The organism is Humibacillus sp. DSM 29435 (genome assembly GCF_001758225.1).
GTDB lineage: Bacteria > Actinomycetota > Actinomycetes > Actinomycetales > Dermatophilaceae > DSM-29435.
Window position 1 is genome coordinate 39383 of sequence record NZ_MAST01000003.1, and the last position, 14670, is coordinate 54052.

The following is a 14670-nucleotide window of genomic DNA, read 5'->3' on the forward strand; positions in this document are numbered from 1 at the left end:
GAGGCTCCGGCTGGTGGGCTCAGCCGAGCGGCGCGCGGGCCCGTGCGGTGACCGTGATGGTGACGCCTCCTCCGAGGCTCTGCAGGAACCAGCCCGTCATGGGCAGGTCGGCGTGGCCGCTGACGGTCACCACCGCGGTCGCACCGTCGGGCGACCCGGTGTGCGGCACCACGGCCCAGTCGCTGACCCCGACGGGTCGTGGGGTGCGGGCGAGCAGGTCGGTTGCCGACTGCCGCACGCTGGCGTCGGTCAGGGCCACCCGGTCTCCCAGGCCCTGCTGATAGGCCGACTGCTCATCGAGCGCATCAGCGGCGTCGAGCGCGACGGCGTCGGCCGTGTCGAGCAGACGCATCCGGGCCAGCTGCGCCGCGGTGACGTCGATCGCGCCGAGCACGAGCGCGGTGACGAGCAGGAAGAGCCCGAGGATCAGGACACTGATCTGTCCCTCGTCGCGCCGGCCGAACGGCATCCTCGGAGGTCGCAACCCTGCCCCCGACCGGCTATGCCGGCTCATCGGGCGACGAACCGGTCGACGGTGGCCACGTGCGACGACGAGATGGTCACCGAGCTGGGTAGTCGTTCGGCCAGGAAGTCTGGGATGAGTGGCAGCTCGACCTCGATGGTCGCGGTGCTCGTGACGGTCCCCTCGGGGCGCAGGCAGGGCGACCCGTCGCAGGAGAGGGCGAGTGAGGTTCCCGCGGAGAAGGCGAAGTCGGTGAACGCCAGCCCGGCGGCTGCCTGTGCGCGGGCTCGTGCCGCACCGTCACTCTCGGCCGTGACGAACGCGCGCCCCGACTCGCGCCCGGCCAGCGACGCCGAGAAGGCAGCGGCCTGCAGCCGGGCCGCGGTGAGCACGAGGTAGACCAACGGGAGCAGGAGCAGGAGCCCGAGAAAGACGAACTCGATGATGGCCCGCCCTTCGTCAGCCCGGCCGAGCCGGCGACGGAGCCGGGCGGCCGCTCTCGCGGGCCACCTCATGGCCCGGTCCCGATGACCTGCTGCTCGCTGAACGCCCGCCCACTGACGCTCATGGCGCCCGACGGGCCGATCACCCCGAGAATCGGGAAGGGCGCTGAGACGGTCACCTCCACGACGCGCACACCCCCACTCGTGACCCGCTGCGCGGCGCTGACGTCGGCCGCGTAGGAGGGGTTGAGCGCAGTGGTGATCAGCTCGACGGTGCGGCTCGACGCATCGCCCGGGCCGGCATCCGCGCGAGCGCCATACCGAGCGCCTTCGGACGCGGACGCGATGAGCGTGTTGCGCACATAGAGCGTCAGCCCGAGCTGGAAGACCGCGAGCGCGACGAACATCAGCAGCGCCGCGACCATGACGAACTCCGCGATGGCCGACCCGTGGTCGGCCTCGCTTCGTCAGGGCAGGCAGGCGCGCATCATCGCTGTTGGTCGTCGCTGTCGGTCGTCGTTGTCGGTCGTGGTTCGGGTCTGCCGGCTACTTGCCAGGGCCTGAGACGCCCTTGATGGCGGTCTCGAAAAGGGCGCTGAGCTGGGGGCCGGCGATAGCCCAGATGGCCGTGACGAGGCCGGCCGTCATCAGGGTGATCAGCACCCAGCCGGGCACGTCGCCCCGATCACGGCGACCGCCGAGTCGTGCGACAACGGCCGCGGCCAGTCGCTCCTGCTGACGTCGGGTGGCGCTGACGATGGCGCTCATGAGATCTCCTTGGCTGGTGGTGCGGTGAGTTGATCTGGTGCTGTTGTGGTTCGGTCAGAGCTGAAAGCTGAGAAAGCTGATTCCCGGGTAGATGGCGAAGAGGATCGTTACGGGCAGGATCAGGAACACCACGGGCATCATCATGAAGATCTCCTTCTTGCCGCCCTGCTCCATCAAGGAGCGGCGGCCCTCCTCACGGACGTCCTGCGCCTGGGCTCGGAGCACCTCGGCCAGGGGTGTGCCCCGCTCGACGGCGATCACGATTCCGTCGACGAAGCGGCTGAGGCTCATCAGCCCGGTGCGATCGGCCAGGCCCTGAAGCGCGGTCGGCAGGTTGGCGCCGGCCCGGGCGTCGGCGAGGCAGCGCCGCAGCTCGTCGGACAGCTCACCGTGTGAGAGCCGGCAAACCCGTTCGAGTGCTCCGGTCGCACCTTCACCGGCGCTGACCGCCAGCGCGAGCAGCTCTGCCGTCGTGGGAAACTCCACGAGCATCCGCTGCTCGCGTCGAGACGCCGTGCTCGAGAGGGCAGTGTCGCGCAGGATCACACCCAGGGCCGCTCCGAGCACGGTGAACATCACGAGCAGTGGAACCGACAGCTCACGACGCGATGCCGCCAGCAGAGCGGTGCCGACCAGGCCGGCGACGGCTCCGCCGGCACCCCAGAGCACCTGCTCGGCACGAAACCGTTCGACATCGGCCGGTTGCCCGGCGCGCAGCTGACGACGGGCCACGGACGGCGCCCCACCCAGGACCCGCTCGATCATGGCGCCCAGCTTGGCCACGTGAGGGGCGAACAGCTCACCGAAGCCGAAGGGCCCACGAGCCGGCGCCGGCGCCATGAGCAGGGTCGACGGGCGCGGGGTGTCGCGCAGGTACGGCTCGAGCCGGTCGTCGAGGGTGGGCTGCCGGTAGACCGGCAGACCGGCCACGACGAGCGCGACCCCGGCCAGTATGAGCAACCCGATCAGGGCGCCGGGCCACGACCAGCCGTCGCCGAAGACGGCGAGAGGAGCGGGGAGGGCGCTCTTCATCGCAGCACTCGTTCCTCGTCGGGCAGCCGGCCGATCCACACCATGATGCGGTAGGCGAGCAGCGTGAGCCCGCCGCCGATGGCGAGGATGAGCCACCCGGTGGGCGATGAGTAGGCCGAGAGGGACCCACCCTTGAACGCGAGCATGCCCAGCACGATCCAGGGCGCCGCGACGGCGAGCCGGGCTGCGTTCACCGTCCACCCCTGCCGGGTCTCCAGCTCTGAACGCGTGCGTGAGTCCTCCCGCAGAAAGGTGGACAGGGTGCGCAGCAGCTTGCCGAGGTCGCTTCCACCGACTTCGCGCGCAATACGAAGCGACTCGACCAAGCGATCGGCGACCGGGTCGCTGAGGCGGTGCTTGAGACGGTCGAGGCAGTCGTGAAAGCGTCCGGTGGCCCGGTAGTCCTCGGCGAACGCGGCAAAGGCCGGCCGTAGCTCCTCGGGACCGTGCACGGCCAGCTGCGCGAGCGCCTCGGGCAGGGCCAGACCCGCCCGTACGCCCGAGGTGATGTTGTCGACGGCGTCCGGCCACAGGTCGCGCATCTTGTTGCGGCGCTCGCGGGCTCGCATGCGCACCAACGAGATCGGTACCGCCCCGGCGAAGAGAGCGAAGCACAGGGCGATGGGCACCACGCGTGTGACAACGGCGCCGAAGACAAAGACGAGCACGAACAGCACGACCGAACCGACCACGATGTTCGTCGGGGTGACGGAGGGGTAACCGGCCTGGTTGAGATGGTCCTGCAACCGCGCCATGAAGCCGTGGCGGGCCCTCGGCGACTTCGACCGGCCGTCCTGCGGCCAGAACGACCAGTAGATGCAGAAGACGCCTGCCCCCAGCACAAGGCCGATGACGACGGGCGACATCACGGGTCGCCTTGGGCCAGCAGGGCCGCGAGCTCAAAACCGGCCCGCTCGAACGACTCTCGGTGGGGAGGGAAGCCATCGGCGCGGCGAAGCCGCCCGCCCCGCGTGACGAAGAGGTCGGCGACCTCGATGATGTCGCCCTCGGCCCGACCTGGCACGGCCACGATCTCGCGCACGCGGCGTACTCCGTCACGCTCGAGGGCGACCTGCACGACGATGTCGATGGCCGCCGCCACGGTGGGCACCACGAAACGGCTCGATACGTTCTCGCCGGCGAGGAGGGGGAGCGTACACATTTTTGTAACGGCCTCGCGAGCACTGTTGGCGTGCACCGAGCACATACCGGGGATGCCGCTGTTGAGCGCGATGAGCAGGTCAAGGCTCTCTTCCTGACGCACCTCTCCGACGATGATGCGTGAGGGCCGCATACGGAGCGCCTCCTTCACCAGGCGGCGCAACGGCACCTCGCCCGTGCCTTCGAGGCTGGGTTGCCGGCACTGCATCGAAGCCACATCGCGCAGGGGGATCTTGAGCTCGAAGACCTCTTCGCAGGTGATCACCCGTTCGCGCGGCGGGATCGCGGCCGCGAGGCAGTTGAGCAGCGTGGTCTTGCCAGCCTGGGTGCCTCCTGCGACGAGCACGTTGAGACCGCTGGCCACCGCGGCCCCGAGGAAGGTCGCCGCCTGCTTCGTGACGGTGCCGAGCTTGACCAGGTCGTCGAGGTGGTCGGCCTTGACCACGAACTTCCTGACGTTCACCTGCCAATGAGCGCGCGCGATGTCGGGAATGACGACGTGAAGGCGCGAGCCGTCCGAGAGGGTGGCGTCGACGAAGGGCGAGCTGAGGTCGACCCGTCGACCTGACGCCTTGAGCATCCGCTCGACGAGGTCACGAACCTCATCGGCCGTCAGGATCGTGGTGGTCAGCTCCGCCACCCCTCCGCGGGCCACGAAGATCTGCGATGGGGAGTTGATCCAGATCTCCTCCACGGTGGGGTCGTCGAAGTACTGCTGCAACGCTCCGTAGCCGGCCACCACCGCAAGAATCGCGTGGACGGCCGATCGCTGGTCGCCGAGTGGGGGCAGCCCACCGTGCAGTGAGCGGTCGTCATAGTCGGCAACCGCGTCCTGCACGAGCCGACGCACACCCACGATGTCGTGAGCGGGGTCGATCCCCGAGCGGCGAATCAGCTCGCGGACCTCACCCTCGACGTGCCGTTGGGCCTCGTGCGTCGACATCCCTGACCCCCTGACTGGTCACATTCGGGGCAGGTCCTGCCCCGCGTGGTTGCTTCCTGCCGCCGAAGCGTAATTCACCAGGCGTCGCGCGCAGCGACCAAAAGCTCAAACCTGTGGACAACCTTGTCAAGTCGCCGCGCCGGGGCCAGACGATACCGGATCGGGCGCCGACGCTGATCTGGTCGTCCACAGCTGTGGACCAGCCCCGACGTGAGGTGGCCCGCTGCGCTTGGCTGACAGCGCCCACGAAGGAGACCCCCCATGCGACTGCGCTTGCGCCTCATCGATCCCCGCTCGAACCCCAGCGGCCACCTCGACGTGCTGGTCGAGTGCGCGCCGGCCACCCCGTTCGGCGTCCTGCGCGGCCGCCTTGCCGAGCTGGTGGTCGACGCGTCCGACGGTTTCGAGGTGGACGGCATTCTGGTGAGCGACGACGCCGAGTGGGGGGCCCCACCCTTGCTTCAGGGCGCGGCGCTCACGGCCCGTGCCAGCGGGTTCACCTCCGGCCGCACCCCTGGCCGCACACCCAGCCGCCCGGTCGGGCTGCTCGAGCTGCACGTGGTCGGTGGGCCGGGAGCCGGTCGTCGCGTCCCGCTCAGCCGAGGCGAGCACGTACTCGGGCGGGCGCCCCACTGCGCTGTCCGGCTCGATGACGCAGGGGTGTCACGGGCACACGCCACACTGACCGTCGGCGACGACGGGGTGACGCTGCGTGACGTCGAGCCGACCAACCCCACGATGGTGAACGACCGGCCAACACCGCCCGCCGGAGTGCCCCTCGCGGTGGGCGCCAGGGCCCGGCTCGCCTCCACCACGCTGGTGCTCCGACGACCCACGTCGACGCCGGCCCCGATCACCCTCGACGCCGGCCTCCTGCGCCTGCACCGACGGCCGCGGTTCGTCTCGACGGCATCCCCCGTCGTGGTCGCGTTCCCGGCACGTCCGAAGCGCTCCGAGCGAAGCCGGATGCCGCTGCTCGCGTCACTCACGCCGCTCGTCGTCTCCGGGGCGCTGGCTCTTGCGCTGCACTCACCCATCATGCTGCTCTTCGCCCTGATGTCACCGGTGATGCTGCTGGGGCAGTGGTGGAGCGACCGTCGGCACGGGCGCACCTCCTTACGGCGGCAGCTCGCCGACCATGCCGTGGCCGTGGCGGCTGCCGAGCACCAGCTGCACAGCGTCGTGCAGCGAGAGGAGCACGAGCGGCGGGCCGAACACCCTGACCTCGCTGAGGTGGCGTTGGTCGCAGAGCTGCGTGACGCACGGCTGTGGCAACGCACCCCCGGTGACCCGGACGACCTCGTCGTACGGCTCGGAAGCGCCGACCTCGAGGCGCGCGCCACCGTGACGGGAGAACCCACGAGCCCGACACCGACCTGCCACGACGTGCCGGTCACGTGCGACCTGGCCGACGCGGGCGTGGTGGGCGTCGCGGGCCCACGGGAACGGGTGCTCGCCGTCGCCGGGTCGATGCTCGCCCAGCTGTGCGTGTGGCACTCACCGCAGCGCGTCGACCTCGTTCTGCTCACCACCTCTGCCAGCCCCGAAGCCGACTGGGCGTGGCTCACCCGCACCCCCCACCTCGACGGGGCCGACCGGTCGGTGGCCAGAGTCGGCACGCTCGGAGACGGGCTCTCGATCGCAGCGCGCGTCAGCGAGCTCACCGAGCAGGTGGCCATGAGAGCCTCCGCCCGCGCGGCCCACGACGACGGCAAGCTGGCTGCCCTGCCGACGGTCGTCGTGGTGCTCGACGGCGCTCGAGAGCTGCGCGCCGTCGCCGGCGTGGCCGAGCTGCTGCAGTCAGGCCCGGCGCTCGACGTCCGCTTCATCTGCCTCGACGTGTCGATCTCGGCACTACCTGCCGAAACAGTGAGCCAGATCGAGGTGCACTCGTCCACCGAACCCCGGGCGACCCTGACAACGCGCCGGGGTGTCGTGGGTGAACCGGCCGGCATCGTGCCCGACCTACCCACCGGTGGTTGGCTCGAGCGCCTCGGCAGCTCGCTGTCACCGCTGCAGGATGCCACTCCTCGCCGCGGCGACGCCGGCCTGCCGGAGCAGCTCGGGTTCCGCGAGCTCGCCGCTCAGGAAGGCAACGACCCCGCAGCGGCGACCGACCTGGTGCGGGCCTGGGCCGATGGTGGCCGTCCTCGGGCCTTGGTCGGGGTGACGCGCGAGGGGCCGTACTGGCTCGACCTCGCCCACCACGGCCCCCACGCCCTGGTGGGCGGCACGACCGGGGCGGGCAAGTCCGAGATGCTGCAGACACTGGTGGCCGGGCTGGCCGTGTCGAGTCGGCCCGACGACCTCGGCTTCGTGCTGATCGACTACAAGGGCGGGTCGGCGTTCAAGGAGTGCTCGCGCCTGCCCCACGTGGTGGGCCTGGTCACCGACCTCGACGAGAGCCTGACCTCACGCGCCCTCACGTCGCTCGGCGCCGAGCTGAAACGCCGCGAACGGGTGCTGGCGGCCAGTGGCGCCAAAGATGTCGACGACCACCGGCGACGCCGCTTGGCCGACGCGTCGCTGCCCCGCCTCGGCCGACTGGTGATCGTCGTCGACGAGTTCAAGATGCTCGCCGATGAGCTGCCCGACTTCGTGTCGGGGCTGGTGCAGCTCGCGGCGGTCGGGCGCTCCCTCGGGGTGCACCTGGTGCTGGCCACCCAGCGGCCCGGGGGCATCGTGAGCGCCGACATGCGCGCCAACGTCTCACTGCGGGTCGCGTTGCGCGTACGTGACCGTTCCGACAGCGACGACGTCATCGAGGACCCCAGGGCGGCGACCATCAGCGACCGGATACCGGGACGAGCCTTCGTACGCACCGCCGACCAGCGGCTCGTCGAGGTGCAGTTCGCGCACGTCGGCGCGGTGCTGGAGGCTGCGCGTGAGGCTGGCACCGAGGCGATGCTGTGGCCGCTGCGCTGGTCGAACCTGGCCGAAGCGGCGCCGACGGCGACCACACGCAAGGCCGGAGAACGTACCCAGCTTGCGGCCGTCGTCGACGCGACCCGAGAGGCCGCCGCGGCGCTGTCGATCGAGGCCACTCCGGCGCCCTGGCTGACACCCCTGCCTTCCTCGCTGCCGGTCTCGTCGTTGCCCAGGGCTGACGGTGGGGTTCCGATCGGTCTGCGCGACGAGCCCGAGCAGCAGAGCCAACCAGTGCTGACCTGGCATCCCGAAGCGGACGGGCACCTCGGCATCGCCGGCAGCTCGCGAACCGGACGGTCCACGGCGCTGCGTTCGCTCGTGGTCGGCCTCACCGAACGCCACTCCCCCGCCGAGCTGCACGTCCACGTGCTCGAGGGACGCCGCGGAGCGCTCACCGACCTGCTGGCCCTGCCCCACGTGGGCTCGGTGACCTCAGCCGATGACCCCGTCCTGGCCAGGCGAGTGGTCTCGCACATCTCAGACGCCACCCGGTCCAACGTCTCGAATGACCGACGCGCACCCCGCACGGTGCTCGTCGTCGACGGCTGGGAGGCCATCGAGGATGCGTTCTCCGACCTTGACCACGGGGCGCCGACCGACGAGCTGCTGCGACTCGCCCGCGACGGGCTGTCGACCGGGCTGCGACTGGTCGTCGCCGGAGGCCGGGCGGTGAGCACCGGTCGCCTCTCCGGGCTGCTGCAACGCCGCATCGTGCTGGCGATGCCAGACCCGCTCGACCTCACCCTCGCGGGCGTCGACGCTCGGCGAGCGAGCACTCCGCTGCCGCCCGGACGAGGCTTCGAGCTGCCCGGAGGCCATCTCGTGCACCTGGCCCACGTCGGCACCTCGGTCGAGCAACCCAGCCAGGTCGCAGCCGTGGAGTCGGCGGCCGACCTGGCTCACCTGCGCAGCCACGACGTGCCACCCCAACGGCTGCCCTGGCGGGTGCGGGCCCTACCCACGACCGTCGCCCCGACCGAGCTGCAGCCTGACGGGCAGTCCCTCTGTATAGGGCTGGGCGGTGACGACGCCACGACAGTGCACCTCGACCCGGCCGCCTCCGGGAGGCGTCTGCTCGTGGCCGGGCCCGCGCGCAGCGGCCGGTCCACCATCTTGGCGCTGATCGCCCAACAGCTCGTGGCTGCCGGGCGACCCGTGGCCGTCGTCATCGGGCGCCGCTCACGGCTGGGCGAGCTGGCCGGCCTGCCCGGGGTGCACCTGCTCGACGCCTCAGCCCGTGACGGGTTCGTCGAGCTGCGACGGGCGACCCCCGAGCTCGGCATCCTCGTCGACGACGCCGAGAACCTCGTCGGAACCCCGATGGAAGCTGCCCTGCTCGAGGCGACCGCCATCGTGGACACCGCCGAGGGCGTGGTCGTCGTCGCGGCCGAGACCCAGCGCGCCCTGGGCCTGTTCCGGGGCTTGGTGCCAGAGGTGTCCCGCGACGGATGCGGCATCCTGCTGTCGCCCGCGTCGGCCGCCGACGGCGACCTGCTGCGGGTGCGCGTCGACGTGCCGAGCGAGCGACGACCCGGGTTCGGGTTCGTCGTGGTCGACGGCTCCTGCACTCCCGTTCAGGTCGCCGACGCCTTTGCTCTTCCTGCCCTTGCCGGTCAGCATCCACCTCCGCCGACCGTTCGATCGTGACCAGAGACAGCCCTCAGCGGTCGAGGTATCCCACCGCGCTCCGCCGCGTCGGAATACCTCGAACCCGGAACGTCAGCGGATGCGGGTGGGCAGGTGGCGGCGTGGAGCCATCCGGGGTGCCCGCCTCGGGCGGTGGTGGCCAGCCAGGCCGAGCAGGTGCTGCACGCGGTAGCGGTGACCGGCGTACGGCTCGAGCAGCTCGGCCAGGCCGTCGTCGTCGACCGGTGTACCCGTCAGGGCCCAGCCGATGTCCTTGGCGACGTGGTAGTCGCCGAAGCTCGGCGAGTCGGGGTCACCGAGGGCGCGCTGAGCCACCTCGGCCGCGGTCCACACCCCGACCCCCGGCAGCGCTCGCAGGCGGCGGTGCGCTTCGGCCACGGACACGGTGGCCCCCTCCTCGAGACGACCGGCGTGCCCGGCGGCGCGCACGAGGGTGCGTGAGCGCTGGCCGTCGACGGACGCCTGCAACCAGGCCCACGACGGGATCGTGGCCCAGCCCCGGGCTGTCGGCGGCGCGAACAGGCCCCGGCCGGCGGAGTCGTCGCCGAACGGGCCCGGCGCCACCGTGCCGAAGCGCCGCACCAGGGCTCGGTAGCCGGCGAAGGCCTCCTGCCCGGTGACCTTCTGTTCGATGACGGCCGGGGCGAACGCGTCGAAGACGAGGCCCGACCGGGGCACCCGCCAGTGCGGGAACCGCCGCCACGCCTCGGCGACCAGCGCGTGGTGGCCCACGAAACCCGACACGTCATCATCGTCACCGAGCAGGGCCGGGACCGACTCGAGCAACCACTCGGCGCCGGAGCCCCACGCTCGCGCCTCCACGACCGCCTCGTCGGGGCAGCACCACAGGTGCAGCGTGCCCGCACCGGCCGGGGTCTGCGCCGCCCGGGTGAACGACCCGTCGGCGCCCCAGCGCGAGGTCGGGTCGCCACTGCCGCGCCGGAACACACCGAGCTGCGCACGCAGCCGGATCTCGCGGTCGGTGCGCCAACGACGCAACAGCGGCTCTGACACGAGACCAGTCTCGCTCACCACACCTTGAGGTCCGGTGAGAGGATGCCGATGACGTTCCGACCGCTGCCCCGACGGAGAACCCATGACGACAGACCCGAACTACCTGCCCAGCCCGTCCGAGTGGGTGCGCGACCAGGTCGCCGAGATCGAGCGCACCGGCACCACCACGTCGGTACACATCCAGAACCTCCCCGTCGTGCTGCTGACGATGACGGGGGCGAAGTCAGGCGGCGTGCGCAAGGTGCCCCTCATGCGCGTCGAGCACGACGGCCGTTATGCCGCTGTCGCCAGCCAGGGCGGCGCCCCCGAGCACCCGCAGTGGTTCCACAACCTGGTGGCCCACCCCGACATCGAGCTGCAGGACGGCACCGAGACCAGCCCGGTGCGGGCCCGGGAGCTGGAGGGCGAAGAGCGCGAGCAGTGGTGGCCGCGGTGCGTCGCGGCCTTCCCGCCCTACGCCGAGTACCAGACCAAGACCGACCGGCTCATTCCGGTGTTCGTGCTCGAACCGCGCTGAGAACCTTCCGTAAGCAGGTCAGGCCGACACGTCGTCGCTGACCCCACCACCACCTCCAGTGCCGCGCGCCACTCGACGGTCGGCGACCAGGTGGTGAGACCGCGCGTACAGCCAACCGGCGAGCGCCGCGACGACGTCGACGATGGTCACGATGAAGCGCGAGGTGATGGCGACGGCCGCCGCCGCAGGAGTGGGCAGGGCCGTCGCGAGCACGAGGGTGAGCAGACCCTCGCGGGCCCCCAGCCCCGCCGGCAGCACGACGGTGAGCATGCCGAGAGACACCGACAGCGCGTAGCCGCTGATCGCGGCCACCGTGAGACCTGGATGGGGCAGCGCGTCGCCCGCCACGGCCCGGGCGAGCAGCAGGGTGTGCACCCCGAAGGCCAGCCACGCGAGCACCATGACCACCACGGTGCGCACCACCGCAGGGCCCGACAGCCCGTGCTCGAGCGGTGCCCGCCGCAACAGCCGCAGGCAGGAGGCGATGATCGCGTTGAGCAGCCGGGGCACGCAGAGCACCACGATGACCGGCACGGCCAGCAGCACCCACCAGTCGAAGCCGCCCGAACCGCCCGAGCCCGCCGAACCACCACCGAGGAGGAGGGACGCCGCAGGCAGGCCGATGAGCCCACCGGCCAGCAGAGCGAAGCCGATCGCGAGAAAACCGGCCACCGCGGTGCGCCGGCGCGGCACCCCGAGCCGCCCCGCCATGTCGGCCTGCACCAGCACCGACCACACCGAGCCGGGCAGGTACTTGCCCAGCTGCCCCACGAAGAACACGCCGCTCGCCGGCGCGAGATGCAGGTCGGAGCCGAGATCGGCCAGCACCACCCGCCAGCCCAGCATCGTCAGCCAGGTGCCGACCGCGGCGGCCAGGGTCGACAGGGCGAAGGTGCCGGCTGAGATCTGGCTCAGGTGCACCGAGACGTCCGCCCAGTTTCGGACGACCGCGTAGACCACCGCGGCGAGCACCACGGCCGCGATGACGACGCGCGCCACCGAGAAGAGGCGTTGCCGGTTCATGAGACCGTCGCTCTCACCGGCGCCGAAGCGTGAGACGCACCAGCCCGTAGGCCGCGTCGTCGGCCCGAGCCCGCTGGGCGGCATCCCGCATGCGGGCGTTGACCGTGCCGTCGAGGTCGCCGATCAGCACGAAGCCCAGGTCATCGGCACGAGCCAGGATGCCGCGCACGTCAGACGGGCTGACCGCTCCGTCGGCTCCGGGCGGGCCGATCGGCACCGTGATGATGAGCAGACCGTGCGAGCGCAGCGCCCAGGCCGCCTGCTCCAGCACGTGGTCGACGTCGGCCCCGTCACAGCCGCGCGGGTGGATCCGCACGATCACGTCGAGGGAACCGGTGTCGACGTCGAGGGCAGCGACGCTCGGATGGGCCCCGGTGAAGTCGATCTCGACCGGTGCGAAGCCGACGGCTCGGGCCCAGCGTGAGAACAGCGACCGAGCGCCCGTCTCGTCGACGATGACGGCGCTGCGTCGCCCGTCGTCACGCACGCGCACGATCGCGGCCAAGGCGCCCAACGCGGCCCACGACGCCACCCGGTCGAGGGAGCGGGGCAGTCCGAGCGCCCGGGCCAGCCGTTTGACGTCGTCGGCCTCCGAGGGCTCCCCCAGCACGTCGGTGGTGAGCACCCAGTCGGGGAGGTCGTCGCGGTCGAGGGCCACGACGGCGCGGCGGGAGGAGACCCGGTTCGCGACCCGACGGCGCGCAGCCGCCCACCGCGTGCCCAGCAGCACCGGATCACCAGGAGCGGGTGGGTCGGGGGGGCCGTCGAGCACGAACGTGTCGACGGACAGCGCCTCGAGGGTGCCCAGGTAGTGCGCCCACGGGCCGGAGAGATCGGGGGTCTTGACCCCTTCGGCGAGACGGTGACGCACCTCGGGCTCGAGCAGTTGGCGCAACGCCCGAGCCAACGCCTGCTCGTCGCCGGGAGGCACGAGCAGCCCGTTGACCCCGTCGACCACCTGCTGGGTGAAGGGCGCGACGGCGCTGGCGAGCACGGGAAGGCCGTGCACGTGGGCGAGCACGACGTTGGAGGTGGTCGTCGCGCTGCGGTAGGGCAGGGCGAGCACGTCGTGGTCGGCCAGCAGCGCCGCCAGGGCCTCGGACGGCACGTAGCCGTCACGGATCTCGACCCGGCCGGCCAACCCCGGATCACTGGCGAGCTCGCCGATGACCTGACGGCTGGGCCCCCACAGCTCGCCGGCGATGGTCAAGGTGACGTCGGGCACTGAGCGCATCGCCCGGAGCAGCACGTCGATGCCCTTGTGCTCACGGATCAGGCCCAGGGCGAGCAGGCGAACCGGCCCCGGCCGGGAGTCGCGCGACACGGGCGCGCCGCCCCGGACGTGCGGCGGCAGGTCGGCCACCGAGATGCGCCGGGCCCCGAGATCGTGGGCCACCAGGGCCTGCTCGGAGGTGTGCACGAGCACCGAGTCGGCCCGACCGAGCAACGCTGCCATCAACCTCGCGTCACCGGTGCGAGGCTCGAGCGGCAGCACGGTGTGGCACACGACGATCGACTGCGGCCGGCTCGGCGAGACGCCGGGCCGGGCGGGCGAGCCGGCGTGACTGGTCGACCCCGACGAGACCTCAGACCCTGAGGAGCCCGGCAGGGCGCCGGCCGCACGCAGGAGCGCGAGGTGGGCCGGAACGACAGCGGGGAGAGCGTGCACGATGATGACGGCGTCGGCCCCGCGCAGCCGACGCCCCACCCGCACCCAGGAGTCGGGCCGGGCCCAGCTGAGGGCGCGGATCGTTCGCGGAAAGGGCAGCACCTCGGGGCTGTCGGTGGGCAGCGCCGCTTCGGCCTGACGGCGCCTCGACGGCTGCAGGTGCGCCCACGACACGAGCGTGACGTCGTGACCCGCGTCGGCCAGGTGGTGGGCGAGCATTGTGGTGTGCGTGGCCGCGCCGCCCTGGTGCGGGTGCGTCGGACCCACGACGGCGATCTGCAGGGCCGCCGAGCCCGGCGCCTCCAGGGCGAAGTCGTACGTTCGGGCATCCGTCATGATGGTTCGACTCTAGTTCGCGAAGGTTGCGGAAGCATGCGTCAACGCAGGCGGCGCACCGACTCGATCGCGGCGAAGGGCACCAGGTGGCGGGCCACCACGTTGCCCGCCCGACGCAGCTCGTCAGAGGGGTGCTCGGCGATCTCGAGATGGTCGGCGCCCACCACGTCGATCGTGCCCACGGTGACCCTCGAGTCGATGTCGGTGAGAGCCACGGTGGCCCGGTCGCGGCTCACCGCCCGCAGCGCCGCACCGAGCGCGAAGCGGCGGGCGACGACGGTCGGGGTGACCGCCCCCGGGGCCAGGCCCGTGACCGATCGCAGCGCGGTCAGGGCGACCAGCACCGGCCACTCCGGACGCAACTCGAGCAGCAGCCAGTCGGGGCCCACGTCGGTGACGACTCCATGGATCACGCCCGATCTCAGTCGGGCGCCGACCAGGGCGCCCTGGTTGGCGAGCAGTCGTGACTGCAGGTCGAGCGCAGCGCGTTCCCGCCGAGTGCGGTCGGCGACCTCGGCATCGAGCTCGCGCGAGCCCTCCTGCTCGAGCTGGGCCTCCAGGTCGTCGAAAAGCCGGTCCCAACGCACCCGAGCCTCCTCGCCGGCCACCCTTGTGGCGCCGCTGCCGACCAAGCATAGCGAAGGACCTCCTTCAGAGGCTAACAAATGTGAACGTCATTCATCTTGACCAAACGTAAGCAAACGACGTTGAATGAACTCTATGACC

General features: G+C 71.6%; 13 protein-coding genes. 2 read left to right on the forward strand and 11 right to left on the reverse strand.

Annotated elements, in window-relative coordinates; translation table 11 throughout:
- Positions 1–19: 19 nt before the first annotated feature.
- From BA895_RS03200 to BA895_RS03230, 7 genes are all read right to left on the reverse strand, one after another.
- Positions 20–514, reverse strand: a complete 495-nt coding sequence (locus tag BA895_RS03200; RefSeq protein ID WP_070190462.1) for a pilus assembly protein TadG-related protein — start codon at positions 512–514, stop codon at positions 20–22.
- The gene (locus BA895_RS03205) at positions 511–978 is read right to left on the reverse strand and encodes a pilus assembly protein TadE (RefSeq protein ID WP_070190463.1); all 468 of its coding nucleotides are present in this window, start codon (positions 976–978) and stop codon (positions 511–513) included. Before BA895_RS03205 ends, BA895_RS03200 begins: the two co-directional genes overlap by 4 nt.
- Positions 975–1346 carry a TadE family protein gene (locus tag BA895_RS03210; RefSeq protein ID WP_256388427.1) on the reverse strand — a complete coding sequence of 124 codons (372 nt, stop codon included), beginning with the start codon at positions 1344–1346 and terminating at the stop codon, positions 975–977. The genes BA895_RS03205 and BA895_RS03210 overlap by 4 nt, the downstream gene beginning before the upstream one ends.
- A gap of 106 nt (positions 1347–1452) precedes the next feature.
- Positions 1453–1674, reverse strand: coding sequence for a hypothetical protein (locus BA895_RS03215; RefSeq protein WP_070190465.1), 222 nt, complete (start codon positions 1672–1674; stop codon positions 1453–1455).
- A 54-nt stretch (positions 1675–1728) separates the two neighbouring features.
- Positions 1729–2706 (reverse strand): type II secretion system F family protein, encoded by a 978-nt coding sequence (locus BA895_RS03220; protein ID WP_070190466.1) that lies wholly within the window; start codon positions 2704–2706, stop codon positions 1729–1731.
- Positions 2703–3572: a type II secretion system F family protein gene (locus tag BA895_RS03225; RefSeq protein ID WP_070190467.1), complete on the reverse strand. Its 870-nt coding sequence runs from the start codon at positions 3570–3572 to the stop codon at positions 2703–2705. The genes BA895_RS03220 and BA895_RS03225 overlap by 4 nt, the downstream gene beginning before the upstream one ends.
- The gene (locus BA895_RS03230) at positions 3572–4810 is read right to left on the reverse strand and encodes a CpaF family protein (protein ID WP_070190468.1); all 1239 of its coding nucleotides are present in this window, start codon (positions 4808–4810) and stop codon (positions 3572–3574) included. Before BA895_RS03230 ends, BA895_RS03225 begins: the two co-directional genes overlap by 1 nt.
- A 261-nt stretch (positions 4811–5071) precedes the next feature.
- Between BA895_RS03230 and BA895_RS03235 the strand changes: the two genes are divergently transcribed.
- Positions 5072–9385 (forward strand): FtsK/SpoIIIE domain-containing protein, encoded by a 4314-nt coding sequence (locus BA895_RS03235; protein ID WP_070190469.1) that lies wholly within the window; start codon positions 5072–5074, stop codon positions 9383–9385.
- 72 nt (positions 9386–9457) lie between these two features.
- On the opposite strand, the gene BA895_RS03240 is transcribed toward BA895_RS03235, so the two are convergent.
- Complete coding sequence (locus tag BA895_RS03240) at positions 9458–10399, reverse strand: DNA-3-methyladenine glycosylase (RefSeq protein ID WP_070190550.1); 942 nt, start codon at positions 10397–10399, stop codon at positions 9458–9460.
- A gap of 82 nt (positions 10400–10481) precedes the next feature.
- Here BA895_RS03240 and BA895_RS03245 point away from each other — a divergent pair, with 82 nt between their 5' ends.
- Positions 10482–10916, forward strand: coding sequence for a nitroreductase family deazaflavin-dependent oxidoreductase (locus tag BA895_RS03245; protein WP_070190470.1), 435 nt, complete (start codon positions 10482–10484; stop codon positions 10914–10916).
- A gap of 18 nt (positions 10917–10934) precedes the next feature.
- On the opposite strand, the gene BA895_RS03250 is transcribed toward BA895_RS03245, so the two are convergent.
- Genes BA895_RS03250 through BA895_RS03260 form a run of 3 tightly spaced genes read right to left on the reverse strand, consistent with a single transcriptional unit; the run spans position 10935 to position 14531 of the window.
- Complete coding sequence (locus tag BA895_RS03250; protein ID WP_070190551.1) at positions 10935–11939, reverse strand: lysylphosphatidylglycerol synthase domain-containing protein; 1005 nt, start codon at positions 11937–11939, stop codon at positions 10935–10937.
- Between the two features lie 13 nt (positions 11940–11952).
- Positions 11953–13944 carry a glycosyltransferase family 4 protein gene (locus tag BA895_RS03255; RefSeq protein WP_070190471.1) on the reverse strand — a complete coding sequence of 664 codons (1992 nt, stop codon included), beginning with the start codon at positions 13942–13944 and terminating at the stop codon, positions 11953–11955.
- Positions 13945–13985: 41 nt separating this feature from the next.
- Positions 13986–14531 carry a hypothetical protein gene (locus BA895_RS03260; protein WP_070190552.1) on the reverse strand — a complete coding sequence of 182 codons (546 nt, stop codon included), beginning with the start codon at positions 14529–14531 and terminating at the stop codon, positions 13986–13988.
- Positions 14532–14670: the final 139 nt, after the last annotated feature.

Excerpts from the sequence above, each read along its gene's own strand:
- BA895_RS03250 (WP_070190551.1), bottom strand. The coding sequence starts at position 11,939 with ATGAACCGGCAACGCCTCTTCTCGGTGGCGCGCGTCGTCATCGCGGCC.
- BA895_RS03235 (WP_070190469.1), top strand. The coding sequence starts at position 5,072 with ATGCGACTGCGCTTGCGCCTCATCGATCCCCGCTCGAACCCCAGCGGC.
- BA895_RS03220 (WP_070190466.1), bottom strand. The coding sequence starts at position 2,706 with ATGAAGAGCGCCCTCCCCGCTCCTCTCGCCGTCTTCGGCGACGGCTGG.
- BA895_RS03245 (WP_070190470.1), top strand. The coding sequence starts at position 10,482 with ATGACGACAGACCCGAACTACCTGCCCAGCCCGTCCGAGTGGGTGCGC.
- BA895_RS03205 (WP_070190463.1), bottom strand. The coding sequence starts at position 978 with ATGAGGTGGCCCGCGAGAGCGGCCGCCCGGCTCCGTCGCCGGCTCGGC.
- BA895_RS03200 (WP_070190462.1), bottom strand. The coding sequence starts at position 514 with ATGAGCCGGCATAGCCGGTCGGGGGCAGGGTTGCGACCTCCGAGGATG.
- BA895_RS03215 (WP_070190465.1), bottom strand. The coding sequence starts at position 1,674 with ATGAGCGCCATCGTCAGCGCCACCCGACGTCAGCAGGAGCGACTGGCC.
- BA895_RS03255 (WP_070190471.1), bottom strand. The coding sequence starts at position 13,944 with ATGACGGATGCCCGAACGTACGACTTCGCCCTGGAGGCGCCGGGCTCG.
- BA895_RS03225 (WP_070190467.1), bottom strand. The coding sequence starts at position 3,572 with ATGTCGCCCGTCGTCATCGGCCTTGTGCTGGGGGCAGGCGTCTTCTGC.
- BA895_RS03230 (WP_070190468.1), bottom strand. The coding sequence starts at position 4,810 with ATGTCGACGCACGAGGCCCAACGGCACGTCGAGGGTGAGGTCCGCGAG.